The organism is Acidobacteriota bacterium (assembly GCA_022340665.1).
Classification (GTDB): Bacteria; Acidobacteriota; Thermoanaerobaculia; order Thermoanaerobaculales; family Sulfomarinibacteraceae; genus Sulfomarinibacter.
The window spans coordinates 1-25,656 of sequence record JAJDNM010000079.1; the positions used below are offsets into that span (position 1 = coordinate 1).

General features: G+C 63.8%; 20 protein-coding genes. 5 read left to right on the forward strand and 15 right to left on the reverse strand.

What is annotated here, in order from left to right; genetic code table 11:
* The 13 genes from LJE93_09730 to LJE93_09790 all read right to left on the reverse strand — a co-directional run.
* Positions 1-341 (reverse strand): hypothetical protein (locus tag LJE93_09730; GenBank protein MCG6949177.1); only part of this gene is annotated, 341 nt, incomplete at its 3' end.
* A complete protein-coding gene (gene ftsA, locus LJE93_09735; protein ID MCG6949178.1) occupies positions 328-1,575 on the reverse strand; it encodes a cell division protein FtsA in 1,248 nt (415 codons plus the stop codon). The genes ftsA and LJE93_09730, both read right to left, overlap by 14 nt.
* Positions 1,572-2,282, reverse strand: coding sequence for a hypothetical protein (locus LJE93_09740; GenBank protein MCG6949179.1), 711 nt, complete (start codon positions 2,280-2,282; stop codon positions 1,572-1,574). The genes ftsA and LJE93_09740 overlap by 4 nt, the downstream gene beginning before the upstream one ends.
* Complete coding sequence (gene murC / locus LJE93_09745) at positions 2,279-3,634, reverse strand: UDP-N-acetylmuramate--L-alanine ligase (protein MCG6949180.1); 1,356 nt, start codon at positions 3,632-3,634, stop codon at positions 2,279-2,281. The genes LJE93_09740 and murC overlap by 4 nt, the downstream gene beginning before the upstream one ends.
* Complete coding sequence (gene murG / locus LJE93_09750) at positions 3,631-4,710, reverse strand: undecaprenyldiphospho-muramoylpentapeptide beta-N-acetylglucosaminyltransferase (GenBank protein ID MCG6949181.1); 1,080 nt, start codon at positions 4,708-4,710, stop codon at positions 3,631-3,633. The genes murC and murG overlap by 4 nt, the downstream gene beginning before the upstream one ends.
* Entirely contained in the window at positions 4,707-5,798 is a 1,092-nt protein-coding gene (locus LJE93_09755) for a putative lipid II flippase FtsW (GenBank protein MCG6949182.1), read from the reverse strand. Before LJE93_09755 ends, murG begins: the two co-directional genes overlap by 4 nt.
* A complete protein-coding gene (gene murD, locus LJE93_09760) occupies positions 5,789-7,129 on the reverse strand; it encodes a UDP-N-acetylmuramoyl-L-alanine--D-glutamate ligase (protein MCG6949183.1) in 1,341 nt (446 codons plus the stop codon). The genes LJE93_09755 and murD overlap by 10 nt, the downstream gene beginning before the upstream one ends.
* Positions 7,130-7,131: 2 nt before the next feature.
* Positions 7,132-8,217, reverse strand: coding sequence for a phospho-N-acetylmuramoyl-pentapeptide-transferase (gene mraY / locus LJE93_09765; protein ID MCG6949184.1), 1,086 nt, complete (start codon positions 8,215-8,217; stop codon positions 7,132-7,134).
* Positions 8,217-9,668, reverse strand: coding sequence for a UDP-N-acetylmuramoyl-tripeptide--D-alanyl-D-alanine ligase (gene murF, locus LJE93_09770; GenBank protein ID MCG6949185.1), 1,452 nt, complete (start codon positions 9,666-9,668; stop codon positions 8,217-8,219). The genes mraY and murF overlap by 1 nt, the downstream gene beginning before the upstream one ends.
* Complete coding sequence (locus tag LJE93_09775; protein ID MCG6949186.1) at positions 9,652-11,376, reverse strand: penicillin-binding protein 2; 1,725 nt, start codon at positions 11,374-11,376, stop codon at positions 9,652-9,654. Before LJE93_09775 ends, murF begins: the two co-directional genes overlap by 17 nt.
* Positions 11,373-11,717 carry a septum formation initiator family protein gene (locus LJE93_09780; protein ID MCG6949187.1) on the reverse strand — a complete coding sequence of 115 codons (345 nt, stop codon included), beginning with the start codon at positions 11,715-11,717 and terminating at the stop codon, positions 11,373-11,375. The genes LJE93_09775 and LJE93_09780 overlap by 4 nt, the downstream gene beginning before the upstream one ends.
* The gene (gene rsmH / locus LJE93_09785) at positions 11,714-12,649 is read right to left on the reverse strand and encodes a 16S rRNA (cytosine(1402)-N(4))-methyltransferase RsmH (GenBank protein MCG6949188.1); all 936 of its coding nucleotides are present in this window, start codon (positions 12,647-12,649) and stop codon (positions 11,714-11,716) included. The genes LJE93_09780 and rsmH overlap by 4 nt, the downstream gene beginning before the upstream one ends.
* 12 nt (positions 12,650-12,661) lie before the next feature.
* On the reverse strand, positions 12,662-13,105 hold the full coding sequence (locus LJE93_09790; protein ID MCG6949189.1) for a division/cell wall cluster transcriptional repressor MraZ: 444 nt from the start codon (positions 13,103-13,105) through the stop codon (positions 12,662-12,664).
* 470 nt (positions 13,106-13,575) lie between these two features.
* On the opposite strand from LJE93_09790, the gene LJE93_09795 reads away from it, so the two are divergent.
* The 4 genes from LJE93_09795 (at position 13,576) to LJE93_09810 (ending at position 22,152) form a co-directional block, all read left to right on the forward strand.
* Positions 13,576-14,448: an NAD(+)/NADH kinase gene (locus LJE93_09795; GenBank protein MCG6949190.1), complete on the forward strand. Its 873-nt coding sequence runs from the start codon at positions 13,576-13,578 to the stop codon at positions 14,446-14,448.
* Positions 14,445-18,185 carry a translocation/assembly module TamB gene (locus LJE93_09800; GenBank protein MCG6949191.1) on the forward strand — a complete coding sequence of 1,247 codons (3,741 nt, stop codon included), beginning with the start codon at positions 14,445-14,447 and terminating at the stop codon, positions 18,183-18,185. The genes LJE93_09795 and LJE93_09800 overlap by 4 nt, the downstream gene beginning before the upstream one ends.
* A 7-nt stretch (positions 18,186-18,192) precedes the next feature.
* Positions 18,193-21,000, forward strand: a complete 2,808-nt coding sequence (locus tag LJE93_09805; protein ID MCG6949192.1) for a BamA/TamA family outer membrane protein — start codon at positions 18,193-18,195, stop codon at positions 20,998-21,000.
* Between the two features lie 204 nt (positions 21,001-21,204).
* On the forward strand, positions 21,205-22,152 hold the full coding sequence (locus LJE93_09810; GenBank protein ID MCG6949193.1) for a calcium/sodium antiporter: 948 nt from the start codon (positions 21,205-21,207) through the stop codon (positions 22,150-22,152).
* A gap of 144 nt (positions 22,153-22,296) precedes the next feature.
* Here the strand turns inward: LJE93_09810 and uvrB are convergent, their stop codons facing one another.
* Both uvrB and LJE93_09820 read right to left on the reverse strand, forming a co-directional pair.
* A complete protein-coding gene (uvrB, locus tag LJE93_09815) occupies positions 22,297-24,306 on the reverse strand; it encodes an excinuclease ABC subunit UvrB (GenBank protein MCG6949194.1) in 2,010 nt (669 codons plus the stop codon).
* Entirely contained in the window at positions 24,303-24,962 is a 660-nt protein-coding gene (locus LJE93_09820) for a hypothetical protein (GenBank protein ID MCG6949195.1), read from the reverse strand. Before LJE93_09820 ends, uvrB begins: the two co-directional genes overlap by 4 nt.
* Positions 24,963-25,464: 502 nt before the next feature.
* On the opposite strand from LJE93_09820, the gene LJE93_09825 reads away from it, so the two are divergent.
* The coding region (locus LJE93_09825; GenBank protein ID MCG6949196.1) for an isochorismatase family protein at positions 25,465-25,656 on the forward strand (192 nt) is incomplete at its 3' end.

Sequence of the window (25,656 nt, forward strand, 5' to 3'; positions counted from 1 at the left end):
GCCTCGAGCGCCGCGTTGCGCCCGACCTCGGGATTCGCCCCGGCACCGAGACCGCGGGTCAGCTCCATTCCGAGCTGCAGCTTGACCGGCGCCCGACAGTTGGATAGCGCTTGGGCATCCGTGTTTCCGGCAATGAACTCCACTCCGCTGAGTCCCGCTTCGATCATGCGGTTGATGGAGTTCGACCCACCGCCCCCAACGCCGATTACCTTGATTCGCGCGGGTGACGGGGTCTCGTCGAGGAGAATCGACGGTTCCGGGCCAACCAGGTGCAACTCACCACCATGATCCTGCTCCGAATCGCCCTGCTCGCCCACAACTCCGTCATCAAACTCGATCATATCCACCTCCCAATTCAAAAAATTCTCCGAGGGCGTTACGGAGCCACGCCATGATGCTGCTCCGATTTGTCCTCGACGTCAACACCTGATTTTGACGTTTTTCAAAAAGTCGGACCAACCCGCAGGCCACAGACCACTCGGGCCCCGAAACCGGTTCCACCAGTCCGGCGAGGTTTCGAGGAACCCCGAGACGGACCCGATGACCGAAGATCGTCTCGGCCACCTCTTCGAGTCCATCGAGCCTCGAAGCACCGCCTGTGAGAACCACACCCGCCCGCGGCACGCGGTCCAAACCTTGTTTGACCAATACCTTGTGGACTCCGATGAACAGATCGCGTGCACGCTCGTGGAGAACTTCCGCCGCAAAGGCTGCGGCATGAACCTGATTCCCGTCTCCGCCGAGAGCCGGCACTTCGACTGCGGCATTGTTGATCCCATCACGGTCGAGCGCGACACCGATGCGCCGCTTGCTGCGCTCCGCGGCTGCAGTCGTGGTTTTGAGCATCGAGGCCAGATCCGCGGTGAAGTGGCGACCACCTATCGGGACGGCGCCGCTCAGCGTCACGACTCCCTCGGCGAAGAGCACCCATTCAGTGGTGGCATAGCCCATGTCGAGGAGCAGGCATCCGAGCTCTTTCTCGTCCTGAGTCAAGACCGCTTCGGCGGCCGCTATCGGCTCGAATGCGAGACGTCCCAGGGCCACCGCAGCGTGGTTGACCGCCTGCTCAACGGTTTCGGCGTGGGTTTTGTTGGTGTAGAGAACATATGCGGTGGCATCGAGACGAGTACCAGGCATGCCGACCGGATAGTCCATCCCTGACTGGCCATCAAGCGCGAATCCACAGGAGATGATGTCGAGAACCCGGAAATCTTCCGGAATGGCCACCTGCGCGCAGGCTGCCAAGGCTCGCTGCAGATCGTCGGCGGACACGGTGTGATCGCGGCCCGTCACAGGCACTGATGCAGTCGACGGAACCCCCAGGATCGGCAGCCCACCGATCCCGACCTGAGCGTACTCTACAGGAATCGAAGCCATCGCCTCGGCCTCTTCAGCGGCCGCCCGTACCGCCCGGGAAACGTCGTCGAGGTTGGCTATCACGCCTTTGCGGGCGCCGTCGTGCGGCGCCTGCCCACATCCCCGGACGACCAGACGCTCTTCTTCCATCTCGCCCACCACAACCGAGACCTTCGACGAACCGAGGTCGATCCCGATCACGGGGTGCCCCTCGTTCACACCCCACCCCCGAAAACGATCCGGTCCGACCACCTCAGGTCAGCCCAGCGTTTGTTGATCGATCCGTCGGAAATTCCTGCGCACCAGGCATTTTCGGCCTCGCTGCCTGGTGGAAAAACGTGAATTACCATCTCCTCTTCCACCTCGGGGTGTCGCACGCGCAACCTGAAATCCGCTGGAGTCACGCGGAGGATCTCCATCACGCGTCCGCCGGTCGCAGCTTCGATTCTTCTGACGACCGCCAATCCGTCCACGCGATCGTGATTCCGGTCGAAGCCGGCAAGGATCGGCGGCAAGGCTACCTCTACCACACCGATCAGCGAGCCGTCGGCGGCGACCCCGTGCCAGCTCCGGCCGACCTTGATACTGCCACAGCTGACCGCAGCGTCCGCCCGCACCCGGACGGTTCCGGGGAGCTCGAGTTTTACCTCGACGTCGCCCACACCGGGCCACACCTCGACCCGGTCGCGTACCGTCTCGAGGCCGAGGCCCAGTGTCGGCTGCCCAACCAGCTCGTGCAGTGAATCGACGGCCGCGTCGGGCAGCACCGGGCATTTCTCGACCACGACCTCGGCAATCTGCCACCGGGGGAAGGCCAAAAGAATGACCGGCACCAACGTCAACAGCGCGTACCCCCTCCGTCGCTTGCGAACGTTGGCCTGAGGGCGAAGCCTCTCCGGCAGGAAACGTGGAACCTCCGGGTTCATACCGCTCCCTCCAGCCAAGCCGCCGCCAGACGGTCTATATCACCGGCGCCAGCCGTGAGCAGCACGTCACCCGGTTCTAGCAGGTCATCAAGCTGCGACACCGCCTCCGCAACGGAGAGGCCCGAATAAACCTGTCGATGTCCGAGTCGCCGGGCCTGATCGACAATCAGCTCCGAGCTGACCCCCTCGATGGGCTCTTCTCGGGCCGGATAAATCGGCAAGACGATCGCTACGTCGGCGCCGAGAAGCGACGAAGCGAACTCGGTTGCGAAATTCCGCGTGCGACTGAAGAGGTGCGGTTGGAATGCCACCACGACCCTCCGACCCGGCATCGCCTGTCGGGTCGCCTCGAGGAGAGCGGTGATCTCGGTCGGATGGTGGGCGTAGTCGTCGACCACCGTCACTCCGTCACGATCTCCGTGCACCTCGAAACGCCGGGCCACCCCGGAGAAATCTGCACAGGCCGCGGCAAGCACGTCGAAGTCGAAGCCCAGCTCGAGGCCGACTGCAATCGCGGCAAGGGCATTGAGGGCGTTGAACCTTCCCGGCAGGGGCAGCTCGACCCGGCCCAGGCGGTTGTCTCCACGCAGGACCATGAACTCGGTGCTCCCGATGTTGCTGGACACGATTTCGAGCCTCAGGTCTGCTTCTTCCGCCGTCCCGTAGGTGACGACCCTCCTCCGCAGGTGCCAACGAAGGCTTGCGGCTCCCGGATCATCAGCGCACAGGATCAGTGCACCGAAAACCGAGGATTTGTTGCCGAAGGCGGAGAAGGTCGCGAGCAGATCCTCCTCGTCCGCATAGCAGTCGAGATGTTCCGGCTCGACGTTGGTGATCACCGCCAGATGCGGCGCCAGCTCGAGGAACGACCTGTCGTACTCGTCCGCCTCGCAGACCAGAAGGGGATCCTCGCCGACCCTCGTATGAGAACCGAAGCCATGCGCTCGACCGCCGATGATCACCGTCGGATCGGCTCCTGCGGCCACCAGGAGGTGTCCGATGATCGCAGTGGTGGTCGTCTTGCCGTGGGTGCCGGCGACCGCGACGCCTCGCGCGTAGCGCATCAGCTCGCCCAGCATCTCCGCCCGTCGCACCACCGGGAGGCGCTGCTCGAGCGCCGCGCTCAACTCCGGCTGCCCGTTCGGGACAGCCGCCGTCACGACCAAGGCGTCAGCGCCCACCAGATGATCGGGGTCATGGCCCTGATGAATTGTCGCTCCAAGCTCGGCCAACCTCCGGGTACGCTCGCTGTCGGCAAGGTCGCAGCCGCTCACCGTAACGCCTCGAGCGATCAGGACCTCCGCGATGCCACACATGCCGACGCCCCCGATGCCCATCATGTGGAGGTTCATGCGCCACCACCGATCGACAGCACACGTTCGGCGATTCGAGCGGCGGCCCCAGGCAACGCGACCATTCCAGCCCTGCGGCCCATCTCGCGCAAAGATTCGCCGTCTTGCAGCAGTCTGCCGAGCAGCTCGCCCACCCGAGGAGGTGTCGCCTCGTATTCGGTCAACACACACGCCCCACCGGCCCTCTCGAGGCTGCGTGCGTTGTACTCCTGGTGATTGCCCGCGGCGGCGGCAAAGGGCACCAGGAGCGAGCCGCGGCCGGCGGCGGCGAGCTCTGACACGGTCAAGGCACCCGACCGTGCCACCACCAGGTCAGCATCGGCAAAGGCGAGCCACGGCTGTGCCAAAAATGCCGTGACCTTGGCTTCCATCTTCAGATCCTGGTAGGCCGTTCTCACGACCTCCGCCCAACGTACGCCCGCCTGGTGCCGGATTTCGATCTGCAAACCCTCGTCTCGAAGCATTGCCAGGGCCCGTGGCAGGGTTCGATTGAGGAACAGCGAACCCTGGCTGCCACCGAGGATCAGGAGACGTGGAGGGTGTTGAGGCTCGACCTCCGACACCTCGAAGAAGTCGGCGCGCACCGGGTTGCCGGTCCACTCCGCCGACAACGAGGGGAACGCCTTGAGGGCATCTTCGAAGCCGCAGCAGACGAGATCGGAGAATGGGGCCAGAAATCTGTTGACCCATCCGGGAATCGAGTTCTGCTCCTGCAACACCGTCGGCACGCCAAGGAGCCCCGCCGCCATCAGGCCGGCCGTCGAAGCGTAACCGCCAACACCGACCACCGCGGTCAGGGGTTTGAGCTTCTGTAGAGTCCTCACCGACATGGCGATAGCACCGGGCAGCTTGGCGAGGGCAAGGGCCGCCGCCGACGGGCTGCGCGCGTGGATGCCTTCCAGATCCACCAGCGTGATCGGGATGTTCCGCTCGGCCACCAGCTCGGCCTCGAGTCCTCGGCGCGCTCCGAGCCAGTGGACATCCACCTCTCTCGTCTTGAGCTCGCGGGCCACCGCCAGCCCCGGGAAGATGTGGCCGCCGGTTCCGCCACCCGCGATCACGACCCGCGAGCTCATGCCTTCACCTCTCTCGACAGGTTGAGAAGCATGCCAATAGAGACCAGAGTCACCAGCATCTCCGTCTTGCCGTAGCTGACCAGAGGGAGGGGGATGCCCTTCGGCGGCAGGAGGTCGAGACAGACCACCATATGGACCAGGCTCTGCAGGGCGAACGCCGCCGTGATGCCGAAGGCGAGCAATGCGCGCTGCGGGTTGTCGAGCCTGGCGGCAATCACGAATCCGCGCCATGTGATGACCCCGGCCAGGACGATCAGGACGAGCATCCCGATCAACCCGAGCTCCTCCCCGGTGATGGCGAAGATGAAATCAGTGTGAGGCTCCGGCAGGAAGAAGAGCTTCTGCATGCCGGATCCGTAACCCCTACCGATCAGCCCTCCGCTGCCGATGGCAACCAGGCTCTGATAGCTCTGCCAGCCGGCAGAGGTGCCAAACTCGGGATCGAAGAATGCGCGCACCCGTGCCAAGCGGTAGGGCGAGGTGATGATCGCCACAGCCAGCGCGGCAAAGCCGACGCTTGCCGGCGCCGCCAGCAGCCGCAGAGGCATGCCCGCCACGAACGCCATCCCGCCCAACGCGGCAGCCAGCAGAGCCGCCGTTCCGAGATCGGGCTGGATCACGATCACGGCGGCGGTTGCCAGGGATATTCCGCAAATGACGGCCAGCTTCTCCCACGGCCATCCCCGGCGCCGGGCTTCGTCGAGCAGGATCGCCATCAGCATGATCAGAGCCAGCCGCACCAGAACTGATGGCTGCAGGGAGATGCCACCGACGCTGATCCAGCGGTGCGTGGCCGCAACCGGCGCCTGAGCGAATGCTGCCAGCATGAGGATCCAACCCGCTGTGAACGAGCCGATCACCAACCGGCGGTCGGTCAGGAGGCTGGTTTTCAGGTGCATGTTCACGACCATCAGGCCGAGGCCGACCATCGCCGTCGCAGCCTGCCAGGTGAAAAAGTAGGATCCCGGCCTTCCGTAGCGCTCTGTCGCCAGCAACCAGGAGGCCGACGCGAGGATGGCGAGGCCGATCGCGGTGAGAAGAATCGTCGATCCGAGCAAGAGACGGTCGAAGCGCTGCCTTATGGGCATTGGGCCGCCTCCTCTCGGGCAAAATCGATGAAGCGGTCACCACGCTCGCCGTAGTCCGAAAACTGATCGAAGGAAGCGCATGCCGGCGCAAGCAGGACCCACTCACCCGCGACCGCATTGCGACGGGCTCGAGCCACTGCCTCGGCGAGATTGCCGCATCCTTCTATCATGGTCGCTCCCGCCAGAGCCTCAGCAATCATTGATGCGTCCTCGCCGATGAGGTACAGCCGCGTCACCGCCCGGCGGATTTCCGCGGCGAGGACCGAAAAGTCCTGATCTTTGGCCTGCCCGCCGAGGATCAGGTGGAGGGAGCGATTCGGGTAGCCGCGCAGCGCGGCCAGTGTGGCGCCGACGTTGGTAGCCTTCGAGTCGTCAACCCAGCGAATTCCGTCGGCGTCGTGAACCGTTCGGTGGCGGTGGGCGAGCCCGGCGAAGGTACTCGCAGCAGCCGCCATCGCAGATTTCGGCACACCGAGAGCATCCGCGGCCAGCGCGGCAGCAAGCACGTTGGCGACGTTGTGGATGCCGCTCAGGCGCAGCTCGGACGCGCGGATGATCGGTTCATCGTCGATCGTCAGCACCTCGCCTTCGAGGCAGGCATCCGTCTTCTTTGCGATCGAGAAGAGACGCCTGCGCGCCGCGGCTCGGGTGTCTGCCACCGACGGATCGTCCGCGTTGAGGACGGCTGTATCGGTCTCGCCCTGAAAGGCAAACAGTCTCCGCTTGGCGGCGAGGTATGAATCGAGATGCGAATGACGCTCGAGATGGTCTTGACTCAGATTGAGGAACACCGCCACGCTCGGAGCCATCGAGGTCAGCAGCTCGGCTTGAAAGCTCGAGATCTCGAGCACCCAACTCTCCCATCCTCCGTCGAGCACGAGCTGTGAGGCAGGCGTCCCGAGGTTGCCTCCGGCCACGGTCGAACGGCCGGCTGCGACCATCATCCGTGTCGTCAACTCGGTCACTGTGCTCTTGCCGTTGGATCCTGTTACCGCCACCATCTCCGCTCGGGGCTGGTGGCGCCAGGCAAACTCGATCTCGGTGTTGATTTCGATTCCACTCCGGCGAGCTGTCTCGAGCAGCGCCGCATCGGCGGACACTCCCGGAGACGTAATCACGAGCTCGACACCGTCGAGGCAGGCATCGGGATGCCCGCCGAGGAATGTCCGAACCTCGCCGCCGAGGGTTGCCAGACCCGTCGCCAGCTCGGTCTCGCCGCGAAGATCGGTCGCCCAGACTTCCGAGCCGTCTTCCGCCGCGAGACGGGCGGCAGCCAGGCCGGAGCTTCCCAAGCCGACGACAAGCACACGAGAATATTCGCCGAACGCCACAGTTACCTCAGCTTCAGGGTCGAGAGACCCGCCAGAGCGAACACCACCGCAATGATCCAGAACCGCACTACGACCTGGGTTTCGGTCCAGCCGAGTAGCTCGAAGTGATGGTGGAGCGGCGCCATCCGAAAGACTCTCTTGCCACGAAGCTTGTAGGAGACCACCTGAATGATGACCGACAACTCCTCGAGAACGAAAAGCCCGCCGACCAAAACCAACAGCAGCTCCTGCTTGGCAACGACCGCGACGATGCCGATGCCGCCACCGAGGGCGAGCGAGCCGACGTCGCCCATGAAAACCTGGGCCGGGTGGCAATTGAACCACAGGAAACCCATCGCCGCGCCGACCATCGCACCGGTAAATATCGCCACCTCGCCCGAATCCGATACCGGGACGATCCGCAGGTACTCGGCGATTCGGGAATGGCCTGCGACGTACACCAGGACGGTGTACGTGGCCGCCGCAATAGCCACCGATCCGACCGCCAGCCCGTCGAGGCCGTCGGTGAGATTGACGGCGTTTGACGAGCCGAGCAGGACCAGAATCACGAACGGCACGTAGGCGACGCCCAGCGGAAGCAGGACATCTTTGAGAAACGGCACCGCGAGAGCACCGGCATGGGCTTCCGGAGTCGCGGCGGCCCGCGCCATCATGCCCGCCGCCAGGCCGACCAGAATTTGCAGCAACAGCTTCTGGCGTACCGTCAGCCCCTGGTTGCTCCGGCGCCGCACGATCAACCAATCGTCGATCAGGCCGACGCCGGCGAAACCGAGGGTCACGAGCAACACCGTCCAAACGTACGGGTTCTTGAGGTCCGCCCAGAGCAGAGTCGCGAGAGCGAAGCTCGAGACGATGAGGATGCCGCCCATGGTCGGGGTTCCCGCCTTGACCTGATGGTGTTCCGGTCCCTCCTCGCGAATCGACTGCCGAACCTGCAGCGAGCGCAGTTTGGAGATCAGCCACGGGCCTGCCACCAGGCTGATGAAGAACGCGGTTGCAATCGCCAGCCCGGTCCGGAACGTCAGATAGCGGAAGACGTTGAATCCGATGAAGGTGTCCCCGAGAGGATAGAGGAGGGCGTAGAGCATCAGTCCGCCTCCTCACCCGTCAGCGCCGCGACCGTCCGGTCGAGACCGACGCCGCGAGAACCCTTGATCAGCACCACGTCTCCGGCACGAAGCAACAGCCTCAGGGTTGCGGCCGCCTGATCAGCGTTCTCCGAAAAATGGATGGCGCGATCCGGGAGTCCCGCCTCGCGGGCTCCGTTGGCAATCCGCTCGGCGTCGGCCCCGCCAACTGCGATCAGCAGATCACACGCCGCGGCAGCCCGCTCGCCCGCGCGACGGTGTGCTTTCGAAGACAAATCTCCCAGCTCGTACATCTCGCCCAGGACTGCCACCCTTCGACCGGGAGCTCGCGCCAACAAGTCGAGCAATCGCTCGACGGCGAGCGGCGACGAGTTGTAGCTGTCATCGACCAGCGAAATCCCGTCTTCGAGCGCCATGACGCGGCCGCGATGGACAGGCGCCTCGAGGTCATGCGCGACCTCGGCCACCTGCTCTGCGCGCACGCCGAATGCGGAGGCGGCGGTGGCTGCGGCAAGAAGGTTTTCAGCCTGGTGACGCCCCGGCAGGGCGAGATCCACCTGGGCCTCGCCTGTCGGCAGCACGAGCCGGAATCCGCAACCGAGCAACCCTCGATCCTCCAACTGCTCGATCCGCGCCTCGCTAGAAGGCGTGCCGTAACCCACGACTCGCGCTGTGGTCTCCGAGGCAAAGTCCTCCTGGTTCGGATCGTCATCGTTGATCACCAAGACACCTTCGTTTCGGAGCCACGGCAGCAGCTCCGCCTTGGCGCGGACAACCCCCTGGAGGTCGGGAAAGAACTCGGTGTGGACCGGGGCAATTCTCGTATAGAGGAGAACCTCCGGATGAAGGATTTCCCCCAGGGTTGTGAGCTCGCCCGGAGTGCTCATCCCTGCCTCGGCCACGAAGACCTCGATCTCAGGGTCCTGGGAAAGGATTTCCGCCGGCAGGCCGAGGGTGTTGTTGCGATTCTCCCCGGAGGCGCCGATCCGGAAGTGCGGGGCGAGCAGCGCAGCCAGGAAATCCTTGGTCGTCGTCTTGCCGACCGACCCGGTGACGGCGGCGATTCTCCAGGGATGCTCTCGGATTTCGTGCCGCGCCAGCTCGTGGTATGCGGCCAGGGGATCATCGACACGAACCAGAGCCCGATCCGCGGGAGGTGCCGTCAGTCGAGCATCCCGGCGAACGAGTGCTGCCGCCGCGATTTCGAGCGAGGCCTCGACAAACTCGTGACCGTCACGCCGCGCGCCCGGAAGGGCCACGAAAAGATCGCCTCTCTCGAGCCTCCGCGAATCGACCTCCGCACCGATCAGAGAGACGGCGGCATTCCCCTCGACCTCGGCGCCGAGGATCTGCGCAACCTCCGCCGCCGTCATGCGCACGATGCCCTCCAATTGGGCAACCGCGTCATTTCGCGGCAGGCGAAGGCCGTTGCCCTCATGCATTGTCCGCATCTGTCGTCTCTTCGCGCTGGGCCATCTGTTGACCTGTAATCACAACTGGTTCGGTCGGAGCGAAATCGAGAAGGCAGGCCGACGCCTCGGCGATCTCGGCGAAGATCGGTGCAGCGACCGACGACGCCCAAAAATCGGTCTCGGATGGGTCCTCGACGGCCACAACCACCACAATCCTGGGATTCGGCATAGGCAGGAAGCCCGCGAACCAGGCAACATGATGTTTGTCGTCGAAACCTCCGTTGACCGCCCTTTGGGCAGTTCCGGTTTTCCCCGCGGTTCTGAATCCCGGGATTTGCGCTTGCTCGCCGGTGCCCTCTTGAACCGCATCCTCGAGCATCTGTCGAAGCCGGCCGGCAAGGGCCTCGTCGAGGATTCGGGTTCGTTCGACTGGTTCGGGCGCTCTCGAGGCAGACTCCTCGGGCATGAGCAGCTGCGGTTGCACGAGCCAGCCACCGTTGGCGATCGCGGCGTAGGCCATCGCCATCTGGAGCGGGCTGACGATGAGCTCCTGTCCGAGGGCGAAGCCCGCACGGCTCAGCTTCGACCAGGTGCGGGTTTCCGGGAGCAGACCACGCGCCTCGGCCGGGAAGCCGACACCGGTACGACGGCCGAACCCGAAGGCGTCGAATGACTTCCACAAGACATCTTCCGGAAGTCGCTCGGCAACCTCGATGATGCCCGCATTCGCAGAGTAGGCGACGATCTCGTCGATCGTGTAGCGGCCCGGATCGGCGTGGTCGCGAATCCAGTATCCGGCCACCCGGCTGCCGTGGTCGAGACATCGGAACCGCTCTCCCGGACGGACGACATTCGCCGACAGTGCGGCTGCAGCAATAAACGGTTTCACAGTCGACCCGGGTTCGACGGCATCCTGGACCGGTCGGAGGCGCCAGTTTTCGGGCTTCTCGGCCCCTGGGTTCGCCGGATCGAACGACGGGAGGGAGGCGAGCGCGAGAATGCGCCCACTTTTGACATCGACAACCACCGCCGACGCGGCGTGCGCATCATGTGTTTCGATCGCACGTTCGAGAAATGCTTCACACCGTGCCTGCAGCTTTGCCATCAAGGTCAGCTGCAGATCGAGACCTGCACGACCCCTCTGCATTCGCTGCAACTGGACTTTCCGCTGAATGGCATCGTTGACCGCCAAGTACTGCTCCGGTTCCCCGGCAAGATAGGCATCGAAGTGGTGCTCGAACCCTGATCGGCCAACAGTTCGAAGTTCTTCACGACCGACGAACCCGATGACTGGCGCCGCCAGTCGGGCTTGCGGGTAGACACGCTCGTAATCCGGCACCAATGCAACTGCGCGCGGCGCCAGATCGGCGACCTGCTCCGCAAGCTGGAGCGGCACCCGTTGCGCGAGCCAGATCGACCTCGGACCTCCTCCGAGCCTGCGCTCGAGATCCTCCTCTGATTGACCCAGCAAAGGCGCGACAGCCGGCACGAAGATCTCCGGGTACTCGAGATGTCGGGTATTGACCTGGATTGCGACCCTGTCGATCGACGTCGCGAGAATGTAACCGTCTGAAGATTTGATATCTCCACGCGGCACCGGCACCTCGATGATGTGCTGTTGTTGCCGCACAGCTCGGCGCGCCCAGTCACCATGCTCGACGACCGTGATCTGAAAGCTCCTGGCCACGACCGCAATCGCTCCCAACAGCAGTCCCGCAACAACAACCAGCAGGCGCCGCCGGTTCATCGCACTGCCTCGACCGACGACGGGGCCGGAACTCCGACCGGCGCAGCCGGGACCATGCCGAGCTCCCGAGCGCGCGCGGCCAACCGCTCCGGGCTCCGCTCGTGCTCGAGCTCGAGCTGGAGCGCGCGTTGGCGCTGTTCGAGCTCCGCTACCTGCGCTCTCAGCCTGATCAGCTCGTAATGAATGGAGGTGCTCTTGAGTCTCGGCCACCCGACCAGTGCCAGCGCCAGGACCACCAGTGTCGACACACCGATCAAGGCGCTCAACACCTGCGGCCAGGCACGGTCCTTCTGCGGTTTCAGGAATCTATTGGAGGGATCGACGACCGGAAAGTCCATCATCCGTCCCCTCCGCGCTTGACGGCGGCGCGCAATCGAGCCGAGCGCGCTCGCGGGTTGGCAGCCACCTCGTCGTCGTCCGGTCGGATGGGAGACGTCGTCAACACATCGACGAGACGATCGGGATTGCATCGACACACCGGAAAGTCCGGAGGACAGACGCAGCGACCTTCGAGCCTTCGAAAGGTGTGCTTGACGATCCGATCCTCGAGTGAATGGAAGGAGATCACCGCGATCCGGCCACCCGGGCTGAGACTTTGAATCGCCGGTTCGAGAAAACGCTCGATCTGCCCGATCTCGTCATTGACCGCGATGCGCAGCGCCTGGAATGTCCGGGTCGCCGGGTGAATGCGCCGACCGCCGATGCCGACCACATCCTGGACCAGCTGGCCGAGCTGGCGGGTGGTTCGTATAGGGGTTTTCTCCCGACGCTCGACGATCGCCCTGGATATCGCGCGGGCCTTTCGCTCCTCGCCGTAATCCCGGAGAATCCTCACCAGATCCTCCCACTCGGCCATCTCGAGCAGATCGGCTGCCGTCGGACCGCTCCCCCCCATCCGCATGTCGAGAGGACCATCCTTGGAGAAGCTGAATCCGCGTTCTGGGTTGTCGAGCTGGAGCGATGAGCAACCGAGGTCGGCCAACACCGCGTTCGGAGGCCCGAGACCGAGCTCACGAAGAACTGCCGGCATCCGGTCGAAGGTCGCCTCGACGAGATGCACACGGCCGGTGAATAACCGAAGTCGTTCACCGGCCCGGCCGAGGGCCGCCGGATCACGATCCAGCCCGACCAGCTGAAAGTCGGCCTCTGCCTGCAGCAAGGCCTCGGCATGACCTCCGAGGCCGACCGTGGCATCGACCAAAAGACCTGGGGCCGCTGGCGCCAGGAGCTCCACCACGCGACTGGTGAGTACCGGCAGATGATCGGAGGCCACCCAAGCCCCCCATCACAGCTCCAGCTGCGCGAGTTCCTCGAGCTCCTCATCGCTCAACGAGGCTTCCTTGAGGAAGGAGGCGGCCCGAGAGCGGTTGGTGACGGCGAGGTGATTGATGCGGCCCGAAACCACGACCTCTCCCTTCACCTCCACCATTTCCCGCAGCAAGACCGGGACCAGGATCCGTCCCTGATCATCCATCTCGAGCAGCTGCCCGTAATTCACCCGTTCAACCAGTTTCAGTACAGCCGGCTTCATCGCCGGTTTGTTCAGCAGCCTCTCCTCGACGGCCTGCCAGACCGCGAGGGGGTAGACGCGAAGCTCGTGAGGGAAGAAGGAGCAAACGTAGACCTCGCGGCCGAATCCTGTTTCGAGTTGCTCACGCAACCGCGCAGGGAGCTTGAAACGCCCCTTGGCGTCGATGGTGGCCGGAAATCCTCCTCGAAATCGCTCCACGTGACCCCTCCGCCTCAACACGGGAAGTGGCCCATCGCGAGACGACTCTTCCCACTCCAGACCTTTTTGGACCACTTCTAACCACCCCATGATGGTTCGGTCCGGACTTCATGTCAAGGGTTTGGACGTCAAATAGATACGTCATTTTCGAACCCGCAACTCAAGGGGTGACAGACCTCACAAAAAGAACCACAAGATGTTGTAGTTTTGAGACTCGTTACCACCACATCTTGTGCCTTTCCCGTACCTGATTCGGTCTCGGTCTCCGTACCCGGTTTTCCGACAACGGCGGGGAAATGAAACGACCCCCAAGTTTTGAGTTTTAAGTTTTGAGTTTTGAGTCGCCAACCCCCCTCCCAGAGCTCCAAGTGTGGGCGGGGAATAACTCAAAACTCATAACTCAAAACTCAACTCTCCGGTTCGAGTCTCCCTTCTCAGAAGCGCCACTGCTAGGGGTAGAATGGGCGGCAATGGCGGATGAAACCATACGTCGGGTCGGAGTCGTCCTGAAGACCACCAGCGCCGAAGCTGCCGAACTCGGGATGAAACTGATTGACGAGCTCGAACGCCTGGGCATCGAAGCGCTCGTCGACAGCGAGTCGGCGGCAGCCCTGAACAGGAGCGATGGCGTGGATCGAGCAGCTCTGCCGGGCCAGGTCGACCTGGTCGTGGTTCTCGGCGGAGACGGGACCCTCCTGTCGGTGACCCGCGGTGCGATCCAGGGTACGCCGATCCTCGGCGTCAACCTCGGCACTCTGGGCTTCCTCACCGAACACCCGGTGGAAAGCCTCTTCCCGATGCTTCGGGCGACTATCGAGGGCCGGGTCGACAAGGTGCGCCGGGAGCGTCTTCTCGTGACCGTCGACTCACCCGAACGCGATTCGATCACCCGACCGGTGCTGAATGACGCGGTGATCAACAAGTCCGCACTTGCTCGAATGCTCGATTTGTCGGTGCATGTCAACGGCACACTGCTGAGTCGATTCAGGGCGGACGGCCTGATCATCGCCACACCGACCGGGTCCACGGCTTACAATCTCTCGGCCGGGGGACCCATTCTCTATCCAAACCTCGAGGCAGTCGTGGTGACCCCGATCTGTCCCCACACCCTCACCAACAGGCCTCTCGTGCTGTCCTTGGACTCGAAAATAGAGATGCGGCTCGAAAGGCACTCCGAAGAGGTCTGGTTGACTCTCGACGGTCAGCAGGGCTTTCCGTTGCACATCGACGACGTGGTTAGAATCGAACGCTGCACGGACCCCGTCTACCTGATCACGGACCGGGACTACTCCTATTTTCAGACCCTGAACCGCAAGCTCAAATGGGGGGAGCGGGGCGGGTGAGGTACCGCCACCTCAAACGCACGGTGATCGCCGTGCTGGCGACCATCGCCTTTCTTCTCGTTTTCGGGCTGGTGGTCAGAGCTGCACTCGAAGCCGAGCCCACCCGGAATCTGGCTCGTAAATGGATCGAGGAAACGGTCATCGATCTCGGCGCCGAGATCGAGATCGGCGACTTGCACTGGGGGCTGTTGCCTCCAAGCATCCGCTTTTATGACCTCACCTTCAGCGGGGCCGGAGTCGACGCCGAGATCGACTCCCTGCAGGTGGACCTCGGGCGAGTCTGGCTCACGCAGCGCACAATCGAGCTGGGTCGCGTCGCCGCGAGCGGAGTCCGCCTCTCCCTCACCGGTCTACCACGCGCCAAGGGCAAGGGGGGACCGCAGGTCAAGGTTCGCGTGCGACAGCTCGCCCTGGAGGACGTCTCGTTCGAAGGGGTTGACCTCCCCGGCAAGATCGCAGTCGACCTCGATGGGCTCCAGTCGAGCTGGTCGACTCAAGGAGGAGAATCTCGGGGCGTCGCAAAGGTCGAGAGGGCGCAGCTTCGCATCGGAAAGATGGAGCCGATCGACTTCTCACTGGCCACCCGTTTCGTTCTTGATGACAGAGGGTTCGATATTTCCCATTATCGAATCAACAGCCAAGGGTTCGCACTCGAGGGTCGAGGCCGGATCGACGAAGCGGGTGTGCGTTCCGAGGCTCGTGGCCCGCTTGACGTGGCTTGGCTCGACAGCTTCATAGGCACGCAAGGCCTCCTGAACGGGGCGGCAGAGGTCGGAGTTGTCCTCGACACGAGCGCTCCCGAGCTCGTTCGGGCGGATATCAGCGCGCGTCACCTCGAGGCCGCTGGATTTCCGCTTGACGACGTCGAGGGAGAGCTCGCCCTGGTCGGCAGAAGCCTCCGCGGCACACTCGAGCGGGGAAGGTTGCACGGGGGATCGGTTCGCGGGACCTACGAACTCGGAGAATTGGGCGGCCAATACCCCCACAGCGTTCATCTCGAAGGGGAAGGCGTCTCTCTCGACGGTGTGCTCGACAACATCGCGGTCGAGTCAGCCGGCATGGCTGCGAACATGGACCTCCGCGCCGACGCGAGGTGGAATGGGAGCGCATTCCCCGCCGGGCACGGCAACGCAGACCTGACGCTCCGGGGCGCGACCCCGGGCACGCCGGTTTCGGGTGAGGTTGCGGTCGCACTCACCGGCGAGGGGTTTCTGCGTTTCAACGCCGAAAACCTGTCGATCGGCAGCTCGCGCGCTCGCTGGCAGGGCGCTCTGACCCTTGCTTCGTGGCAGCCTTCGTGGTCGATCGCCGTGGACCCGGCAGTCTTCGCCGAGATTGGTCCGATGGTCAACGCCTGGACCGGTTCGGCGGTCTTGCCCGACAACCTCGCGGGCACGGGCCAGCTCCAGGTCGAGATCAACGGCCCGTGGTCCGAGCTCACGGTCGGCGCGAGGGTCGACGCGGAGCCGCTGATTCTCGATCCTATCGAGCTGGACCGGCTGGTCGCAGACGCGATCATCACCGGCTCCATGTTGCGTTTCGGCTCGGCACGATTTCAGGTGGGTGATGGATTCGGAGAAATCGAGGGCGGCTTGGCCTGGGGAGAGGCCGCCGGTGACGACCAGATTGACCTGGAAATCAGTGGCCGTCGCCTGCCGCTGGAAACCGTAGCTACCTGGGCCGGGGTCGAAGCCTGGGTCGACCAGGGCTCGTTCTCGTTTAGCGGGGTTTTGGATGGTCCACTCGCGGCGCCTACTGGAACCTGGTTGGTGGGCATCGAAGACCCGGTCGTTGCGGGACTCGAACTTGGCGCCGCCTCGACTCGCGTCGAATACCGGAACCGGAGTTTCACCTTCAACGAGCTCAGCTTCGATCGAGGACTCACCGGCGACATCACCTGGATGGTCGACGAGGGTGAGGTCGGTGGGAACCTTGCCTGGCCCCGAATGCCGCTGGATTCCGTCGGGCGGGAGGCGCAGCGCCTGATCGGAGATTCGGCCGACGTGAGCCTCGAATTCATGCTCCCCTTCGGCGAGCATCCGACAATGACACTGCGCGGCGCGAGCGAGCTCGCGCACATCGACCTTGACGCCAAACCCGACGAGATCGAGATCGCCGCCGGCATCGAGGGGGCGGTCGAGACACACGCTGTTCTCGACCGCGGCGAGGATGGCGGACTATCGGGCGACGGCACCCTGATGGTGACATCGGCACGCGAACTCCTCACCCACGTCGCCCCCGGTGCGGGCGTTCCACTTTCGGGAACGGCCGAGGCCACCTTTTCAGTCGACTGGAAGGACCAACCGTTGCCACGGATCGAGGGAACGCTCGACCACCTCGCTCTCGAGCTCGACAGGCAACCGGTGCAGCTCATTCGGCCGGCGGATTTTTCCCTCTCCGGCAACGGTTTCGTCGTACCCGGCCTCGAGCTGCGCGCGCGGGAAGATGATCTCTTCGTGCGCTGGGCCATCGATCCGAACGGGAAGTTGCGGGGCAACCTTTCGGGAACGATGGACGCCCTGTTACTTCGTTTCCTGCTTCCCGATTGGGAACCGGCGGGCCGGGCAACCGGGATCGTCGAGATCCTCGGCGAGGTCGGCGCACCGCTCTTCGAGGGAATCGCCGAAATCCACAAAGGGTCCTTCCGCCTTCCCGGTACGAGGACGATCCTGTCACAGGTGGAGGGCACAGTCCTCTTGTCTTCGGGGGACGTCCAGCTGGACGGCATGGATTTTCGGATCATGGGGGGACGAGGGCGAGCCGGCGGACAAATCCGAGAGCGCGACGACACGATCGTCCTGGCCCTCGACGGTACCGCCAACGGAGTCCGGTTCGAGGTCCTTCCCGATCTCGATGCACGCATCTCCGGAAGTTGGCGGCTGATCGGCCCTGTCGACGATCTTCTCCTCTCCGGCGACCTCACCGTTGATCACATGTCGCTGACCTCGAAGGAGGACGTGGCAACGATACTCCTGGGGTGGCTCGAGGGAGACGGAGGACCGGCCGGCAGTAGTGGGCTCAACCTCGCGCTCAGAATCGACGCAGAGGACACCATCGATCTCCGCAACCCGTTCGTCCGGTTGACCGGCTCCGCCTCCCTCGAGGTCACAGGCAGTTCGAACCGACCCGGACTGGTCGGACACGTCGAGGTTCTGGAGGGCGGCGAGGCCACGCTTCTCGGCAACCGTTACGAGATCGAACGAGGCAGCCTCAACTTCTCGAACCCGGACGCCATCGAGCCCTTCATCGAGCTGCAGGCCTCGACCTGGATCCAGGAATACCAGATCACCGTGCAGATTTCCGGCACACCCGACCGCTTCGTAACCACCGCCGTCTCGACGCCGCCCTTGAGCACGCCGGACATTTACTCCCTGCTCGGGGTTGGTTCTACCGGGCAGGGCTACGGAACCGGCGCAGTTGGCCTCGGACTCGCCTCGTCCATTCTCTCGAGCGAGCTCACCTCGGCGCTCAGCCGGCGAGCGCGGCTGGCCCTCCCGGTGGACCAGGTCCGGGTCGATCCGTTCGCTGCGAACTCCACCGGTAACCCGACCGCACGCCTGTCGGTGATCAAGCAGCTGACACCGTCGTGGACCGTCATCCTGCAAACGACCCTGTCGGGGGAACGGGAGCAGATCGTGGTCAGCCGCTGGTACCTGGCCCCCGGCCTCTTCCTGGAGGCGGGTCAGCACGAAGACAACTCGTATTCCCTGGATCTCAAGCTGCGGCGGCCGTACTGATGCGCTCATGAAAAGGCCGTTCCCGATCAACCACCGTTGGCGCCAGCCCGATTCTACGGCAACGTTGGCCAGTTCGCGCGTGATCATGGTCGTGGCGGTGTTGATGACCCTGATCGGTACGGTCGTCGGCGAAGCCTCCGACGGGCTACTGATTCGACATGCGACGGTCGAGGCGATAGGACCGGTCGACGAGGCGGCGATCATCGAAGTGCTCGAGCTGCAGCCCGGCCAACGCCTCGACCGTCAGCGGCTCCGCGATCTCATCCTGACCCTCTACGCGTCCGGCGAAGTGGAGTGGTTGCGTGTGGAGTCCACCGAGGCCGACGACGGCATCGACATCGTGATTCGCCTCAGCACCCGATCCAAGATATCCGCTATCCGCGTCCGAACAGGCAATCCGATGTTGCGAGTCAGGGTCCGCCGATGGATGCAGATGGACATCGGCGATCCTGTCACCGCCGAGGGCATCGAGGCGAACCGAAGAAGAATAGAGCGCCGCCTCCACGAACGTGGCTACACGAACGCCGTCGTCGAGGCATATGTCGATTTCGACCGGCAGACGAACACCGTGGCGATGGAATTCGAGGTCGACGCGGGCGATCCCGAGGTTGTGCGCTCGGTCGTCCTCGACGGCGTCCCGGAAGCCGAGGCGACCGCCGCTGCCCCCAAGTACAAGGTCGGGGACCGACTGACATCGAAGCTCGAAGACCGCCTCAGGACCAGCACCGAGGCGAATCTTCGTTCGATGGGCTACTGGGAGGCCGAGGTCCTTGCAACGGAGCGCCGTGGCGACGGAGCAGATGTCGACTTGATTCTGCGGGTGGAAACCGGCGACCGATACCGCCTCGAGCTGGAAACACCTCCCGAGAGTCTCGATATCGCCAAACAGGCCTTCCCCGATCCCGAGCTGGAAGAAATCCATCCCGCCCAGACCGAAGCGCTGGCCGAGCAGGTCCAGGAAAACCTGCAGGAGGCGGGTTACCTGCTGGCCGATGTCACGGCCGAGCTCGGCACCGACGGTGATGAGCAGGTCCTGACCCTCAACGTCGATCCCGGCCGAAAGCTCAAGGTCGCAGAGGTGGACTTTCCCGGTGCAGAGAGCGTCAGCTCACGTGAGCTCGAAGCCGCGGTCACGGTTCAGAAGGGCCGTACCGGGGGGCGTCTTCACCAGGCCATCAGCAACTCGACTCTCGAGAAAGACCGCAAAACTCTCGAAGATTTCTACCAGAGCGAGGGCTTCCCGTATGCCACGCTGACACCACCTGAGATCGTACCGCTGGAAGACGGCGAAAGCGTGCGCATTCTCTTTCCCGTCGATGAAGGAGTCCGATGGTTCATTTCCGAGATCCGTATCGACGGCCTGCCCGTTGAAGCCGCGGCAGAGCTCGAGGCCTCCCCTCTCGAGCTCCTCGAGGGCAGCCCCTGGAGCCCGGGCGCGGTCGAGCGCGCCCGCAACCGCCTCGAGACCGCACTGGCCGATTCCGGCTACCCGGAGGGTACGGTAGAGGCGCAGGTCGACACCTCACAGGAGGGGAGTGCATCGATTCACTTCCTGGTATCGGCCGGGCCATTCGTCCGCGTCGGCGAGGTCATCATTGCCGGCCTCAAGCACACCAGGGAGAGCCTGGTTTCCGGCGTCGTCGAACGGGCGGGAGTCCGCACCGGCGAACCGCTGTCGCGGCGAAAGATGCTCGACGCGCAACGCGGGCTGTTCGAGCTCGGTCTCTTCCGGCGGGTCGAGCTCGCGCCAATGCCCGGCCAGGAGCACCGGGAGGAACGCAACATCGTGATCAGCTGTGAGGAGGGCGAGCAGAAGTCCTACCTCTTCGGCATCGGCTACTCCAACGTCGATGCCGCGCGCCTCATCCTCGGGTGGTCGCACCTCAACCTCCTCGGCCGGGCCTATGCGTTCTCGGCAGAGGCGTCGATTTCCAGCAATCAAAAGCGGTACTCCCTGTCACTCCGCAAGCAGCGGGCTTTGGGGCTGCCGGTCCCCGGCTACCTTGCCGTGTATCGAACCGATGAGGTCCTCGGCGATCGAAACGTCGATCGGCGGGGCCTGTGGGTCGATTTCGGAGACCGCCTCAAGCGACCGTTCAGGCCGTGGTTCCGATACGAGTACGAGATCACCGAACCCGAAACGTTGCCGTTGGACGACCCCCGCAACCCGGGCGACAACATCCAGGAAGCCAAGGTCGCATCGATCACACCGAGCCTCGAATGGGATACGCGTGACAACCCGCTGGCACCGACCAGGGGAGTCTTCGCGTCTGCCTCGCTCCAGTACGCCTTTCCGGCGTTCAAGGCCGACGCCAATTTTCTCAAGCTGCAGACGGGTGCCACCTATTATCGGCCGTTACTCCGAGGATTCGGTGCCGTCGGCCTGCGCCTCGGGGCGATCGAGCCGCTCGACGACGACCCCAACGAGCAGCCCAACTTGCAGATTCCCTTCGCCTATCGGTTCTTCGGCGGGGGCCGCACCACCCACCGGGCGTTCGACACCGACCAGTTGGGCATCCCGGGCCAGACGATCATCGATGGACGACCGGTCGGCGGCAACGCGACCCTCCTCTTCAATATCGAGTACCGTCGCCGCATATCGGGGCCGTTCTTCGCGTCGATCTTCGTCGATGCCGGCAACGTTTGGGATTCGCCGGACCACGTCGACCTCTCGGACATCGAGTGGGGACCCGGTCTCGGTTTTCAATACGTGACCCCCGCCGGTCCGCTGCGGGCGGAGTATGCGTGGAGGCTCGATGCGCCACCGGGCGAATCCGGGGGCCAGTTCTTCATCAGCTTTGGCGTACCGTTCTAGTTTTGAGTTTTGAGTGTTGAGTTTTGAGTTTTGAGTTTTGAGTTCCCGCCCGCACCCCCCGGTTCTCCGGGAGAGCGGGTGGAAAATCCCAAATCCGAAATCCTAAATCCCAAATCCGAAATCCCAAATCCGAAATTCGAAATTCGAAATTCGAAATTCGAAATTCGATCGAGCCTCCACCAAGGTGATACGATTTCCCTCGTCGTGCCATTCGAAGCATCACTTCCCTGGCTATTGGTGACCGGCGGCATCTTCTGTCTCGGGCTGGGCGGCTCCTGGCTGGTCGACGGTGCATCGCGCATCGCCCTGAGGCTCGGCATCTCGCCGATGGTCGTCGGGTTGACGGTGGTCGGCTTCGGCACCTCGATGCCCGAGTTCGCCGTCTCGCTGACGGCGGCGCTTCGTGGCAGCGGTGGCCTGAGCCTCGGCAACGCCGTCGGCTCGAACATCATGAATCTGATGCTGGTTCTCGGGGTGGCGGCAGTTCTCGTACCGATCCATGTCGTCGGCGGGCGGCGCCTGCTCTACCGGGACCTCGCATTCGGACTCGTGCCGGCAATAGTTCTGGTGGCGTTCGCCCGAACCGGATTCATCAACCGGCCGACAGCGATTGTCCTTCTGGCGATTTTCGCGGTTTTCATCGTCGTCACCGTCACCCAGTCGCGGGGCCGCAACTCGGAGCAGGCGGTGGTGACCGGCACACTGACCCGCCATCTCACACTCACCTTTGTCGGCATCGCCATCCTGGTCGGCGGCTCCGAGATGCTGGTCAAAGGCGGCGTCAACCTCGCGCGGCAGTTCGGCGTGTCCGAAGCCCTGGTCGGTCTCACCGTGGTCGCATTCGGCACCTCCCTGCCGGAGCTCGCGACCTCCGTGGTCGCAGTCCTCAAGGGACAGTCCGAGATCGGGGTGGGCAACGTCCTCGGATCCAACGTCTTCAACCTCGGTCTGGTGGTCGGGACGGCCTTCGCGATTCGGCCGGCGGCAGTGCCGATCGAGGTCATCCACTGGGACATTCCGTTGCTGGTGGCAGCCACCGTTGTGGTCGGGCTCATCGTCATCCGCGACAGCCGCATCAGCCGGTTGGAGGGCGCGTTCATGCTCGCCTTTTTCGCCGCCTACCTGGTGTTTCTCGGGATCAGAATCGCATAGCTCGTGAATTAGAATTAGGAGTTAGGAATTAGGAATTAGGAATTAGGAGTTAGGAATTCCCGCCCCACCTCCCAGCGCTCGGGCCGTGGTGGGTGAGCGGGTGGCATTCCTAATTCCTCATTCTTAATTCCTCATTCAAAGCCGTCAGGCTTTGTAGATCTGCTGCCTTCGAAGCTCTTTGAGCCGGTCACGAAGCCGAGCTGCTTCCTCGAACTCCAGCGCCTTGGCCGCCACCCGCATGCGCTTTTCGAGCTCCGTGATCAGCTTGTTGAGAGACACCGCGTCGTCCGGAATGTCGCCCTCGGAGCTTGAGACCCGCAGGGGCTGCGCGCCCGGGCCGTAGTAGTCGAGCTCGGCCATCGCCAGCAGCGGGCTCGCCACGTCCTTGACGATGGTCCGCGGCTCGATGCCGTGCTCTGCGTTGTGAGCGGCCTGCCGCTCGCGTCGGCGACGGGTCTCTCCGAGTGCGCGCTGCATCGAACCGGTCTCCCGGTCGGCGTAGAGGATCGCCCGCCCATCGACGTTGCGCGCGGCACGGCCGATGGTCTGGATGAGTGAGGTCTCGGAGCGGAGGAAGCCCTCCTGGTCGGCGTCGAGAATCGCCACCATCGCCACCTCGGGCAGGTCGAGGCCCTCGCGCAGGAGGTTGATCCCGACCAGCACGTCGAACTCTCCCTTGCGGAGATCGGCGAGGATCGCCGATCTCTCGAGGGTGTTGATCTCCGAGTGCAGGTAGCGCACCCGGACGCCGACCTCCGCCAGGTACGAGCTGAGGTCCTCGGCCATGCGCTTGGTCAGGGTGGTCACCAGCACCCGTTCTTTGCGCGCGACAACCGCCCGGATCTCGGCCAACAGATCGTCCACCTGGTTGCTGGCCTCACGGACCTCCACCTGCGGATCGAGCAGACCGGTCGGCCGGATCAGCTGCTCCACCACCTCGCCCTCGGTGTGCTCGAGCTCGTAGGGCCCCGGGGTGGCGGAGACGAAGACCACCTGTTGAATGCGCTCCTCGAACTCTTCGAAGGTCAGCGGCCGGTTGTCGAGCGCGGACGGCAGGCGGAAACCGAAATCGACCAGGGTCTGCTTGCGCGAGCGGTCACCGTGGAACATACCGCCGACCTGGGGAACCGTCACGTGAGACTCGTCGATGATGCACAGGAAGTCGTGCGGGAAGTAATCGAGCAGCGTCGGCGGCGGTTCGCCGGGCTGGCGGCCGGTGAGGTGGCGCGAGTAGTTCTCGATGCCGTTGCAGTAGCCGAGCTCGGTCAGCATCTCGAGATCGAAGTTCACGCGCTGGCCGAGGCGCTGGGCCTCGAGCAGCTTGCCCGCCGCGTCGAGCTCGGCCAGCCGCTCGTCCCGCTCCACGCGGATGGCGTCGATCGCTTTGAGCAGCTGCGACCGCGGGGTGACGTAGTGGGTTCGCGGGTAGATCGGCAGGCGATCGAGTTCCTCCAGGGCCTTGCCGCGCACCGGATCGATCCGCTCGATGCTCTCGACCTGGTCGCCCCAGAATGAGATGCGGACCGCGGTGTCGTCATACGGCGGGTAGATCTCCAGCGAGTCACCGCGCAGCCTGAAGGAGCCCGGTGCGAGATCGAGATGCGTCCGCTCGTACTGCATCTTGGCGAGCTGTTTGAGCACGTCGTCGAGCGGCTCCTCGACATCCTTCTCGAAGAGCTGAAGCATGCCGAAGTAGGCCTCCGGCGAGCCGAGGCCGTAGATGCAGCTGACCGAGGCGACAATCAGCACGTCGCGCCGCTCGAAGAGCGAGCGCGTCGCCGACAGCCGCATGCGGTCGATCTCCTCGTTGATCGAGGTCTCCTTTTCGATGTAGGTATCGCTCGCCGGCACGTAGGCCTCAGGCTGGTAGTAGTCGTAGTAGGACACGAAGTACTCGACCGCGTTGTCCGGGAAGAAGGCTTTGAACTCCTGGTAGAGCTGCGCCGCCAGGGTCTTGTTGTGGCTGAGGACGAGGGTCGGACGGTTGGTGGCCTCGACAACCTTGGCCATGGTGAAGGTCTTGCCCGAGCCGGTCACTCCGAGCAGGGTCTGGAACGCGACCCCGCCATCGACCCCTTCCACCAGGCGCTCGATCGCCTGGACCTGGTCGCCGGCAGGCTGAAATTGAGTGTTGAGAACGAAGCGAGTCGTCATACGATTTCGGAATTTTGAATTTTGAGTTTTGAATTTTGAGTTCCCGCCCAACCACCCGGTGGAGAGGTAGCCGCACACGGGGAAGGCGGGTGGAAATTCCGAATTCCGAATTCAGAATTCCGAATTCTTGCGCCAAGCTGCATGGGGGGAATCCCGGACTCCTCGATCACGCGTTCGAGGTAGACGTTGAGCCCCCCGACCTCTTCGGCGGTAAAGCGGCCGTCCTCGAGCATGTCCCGCACCCGGTTCATGAAATCCCCCATCGTCGGATAGGGGTCCTTCGAGGCCTCGAGAACCAGGCGGAATCGATCGAGGTTCCTGATCGTTCGCTGGCGCTCGGCGGCGGGCAGATCGTGCGGCAGGCTCTGCACCACCAGCCGTCGTCCCCGATCCATGTTGATCCACACCGTCCTGCGCACCATCGAGGTGCCGACGATGAGCATCGCGACCAGGAGAACGAGGCCGGCCAGGCAACCGTAAACGGTCAGGCGGCTGCTGCACCCCCCGCCCCCGCGCCACGGCTCCTTACCCTTGGCAAGGCCCTCGAGATCGGCCACTGCAGGACCGGCAGTCGCCTCGGGCTGCGCCTCCTCCTCCACCTCGGCAGAAGGCTGAGGCCCTTCAACCTCGTCGTCGTTGATCGGGGTCTCGTCCATCGGGGTATTGTACCCACCCCATCCTCCCACCCGATGCTGGATGCTCGATGCTGGATGCTCGATTCGCCCAACCCACCCGGAGATCTCTGAGAGATCAGCGTGTCATCCCGACCGAGGGCCGGGCTCGTCACGGCGAAGTGCGAAGCACGAAGCCGGAACGGCCCGAGTGGAGGGATCTATGGGAATGCCGGATGCGCGAGTCCGGAGAGCCATAGATTCCTCGACTCGGCCTTCGGCCTCGCTCGGAATGACACGTGAAGGATGTGGCCTTGGGCCTCGCTCGGAATGACACGTGAAGGATGTGGCCTTCGGCCTCGCTCGGAATGACAAACTGGGAGGACCGGGTCGTTCATCAGTGATCTCGGACCTCTTCCCGGCAGGACAGCAGGATGGAGTCAGTCTGCGAGTCCGAGGGGGTGGACGGGAAATTCGAAATTCGAAATTTCAAATTCGAAATATGTACTTCCTGAACCATCTACAATCCCTCCTTTGGAGGCCCGACATGAGCTCACTACTCGAACGCGATCGCGCTGCTCTCCTGGTCATCGACGTGCAGGAGCGCATCAACTCCGTCATGGCCGATCAGGGCCACCTGCCGCGAATCGAGGTACTGGTCGAGGCCTGCCGTGGCCTCGAGGTCCCGGTCGTCGCCAGCGAGCAGTACCCGCAGGGCCTCGGTCCGACCGTCGAAAGC

What these genes read in the sequence shown, in the direction of transcription:
- murG (MCG6949181.1), bottom strand. Translation starts at nt 4,710, where the DNA reads ATGAGCTCGCGGGTCGTGATCGCGGGTGGCGGAACCGGCGGCCACATC.
- mraY (MCG6949184.1), bottom strand. Translation starts at nt 8,217, where the DNA reads ATGCTCTACGCCCTCCTCTATCCTCTCGGGGACACCTTCATCGGATTC.
- LJE93_09795 (MCG6949190.1), top strand. Translation starts at nt 13,576, where the DNA reads ATGGCGGATGAAACCATACGTCGGGTCGGAGTCGTCCTGAAGACCACC.
- uvrB (MCG6949194.1), bottom strand. Translation starts at nt 24,306, where the DNA reads ATGACGACTCGCTTCGTTCTCAACACTCAATTTCAGCCTGCCGGCGAC.
- LJE93_09775 (MCG6949186.1), bottom strand. Translation starts at nt 11,376, where the DNA reads ATGAACCGGCGGCGCCTGCTGGTTGTTGTTGCGGGACTGCTGTTGGGA.
- LJE93_09740 (MCG6949179.1), bottom strand. Translation starts at nt 2,282, where the DNA reads ATGAACCCGGAGGTTCCACGTTTCCTGCCGGAGAGGCTTCGCCCTCAG.
- murF (MCG6949185.1), bottom strand. Translation starts at nt 9,668, where the DNA reads ATGCGGACAATGCATGAGGGCAACGGCCTTCGCCTGCCGCGAAATGAC.
- LJE93_09820 (MCG6949195.1), bottom strand. Translation starts at nt 24,962, where the DNA reads ATGGACGAGACCCCGATCAACGACGACGAGGTTGAAGGGCCTCAGCCT.
- LJE93_09805 (MCG6949192.1), top strand. Translation starts at nt 18,193, where the DNA reads ATGAAAAGGCCGTTCCCGATCAACCACCGTTGGCGCCAGCCCGATTCT.
- murC (MCG6949180.1), bottom strand. Translation starts at nt 3,634, where the DNA reads ATGAACCTCCACATGATGGGCATCGGGGGCGTCGGCATGTGTGGCATC.
- LJE93_09755 (MCG6949182.1), bottom strand. Translation starts at nt 5,798, where the DNA reads ATGCCCATAAGGCAGCGCTTCGACCGTCTCTTGCTCGGATCGACGATT.
- LJE93_09780 (MCG6949187.1), bottom strand. Translation starts at nt 11,717, where the DNA reads ATGATGGACTTTCCGGTCGTCGATCCCTCCAATAGATTCCTGAAACCG.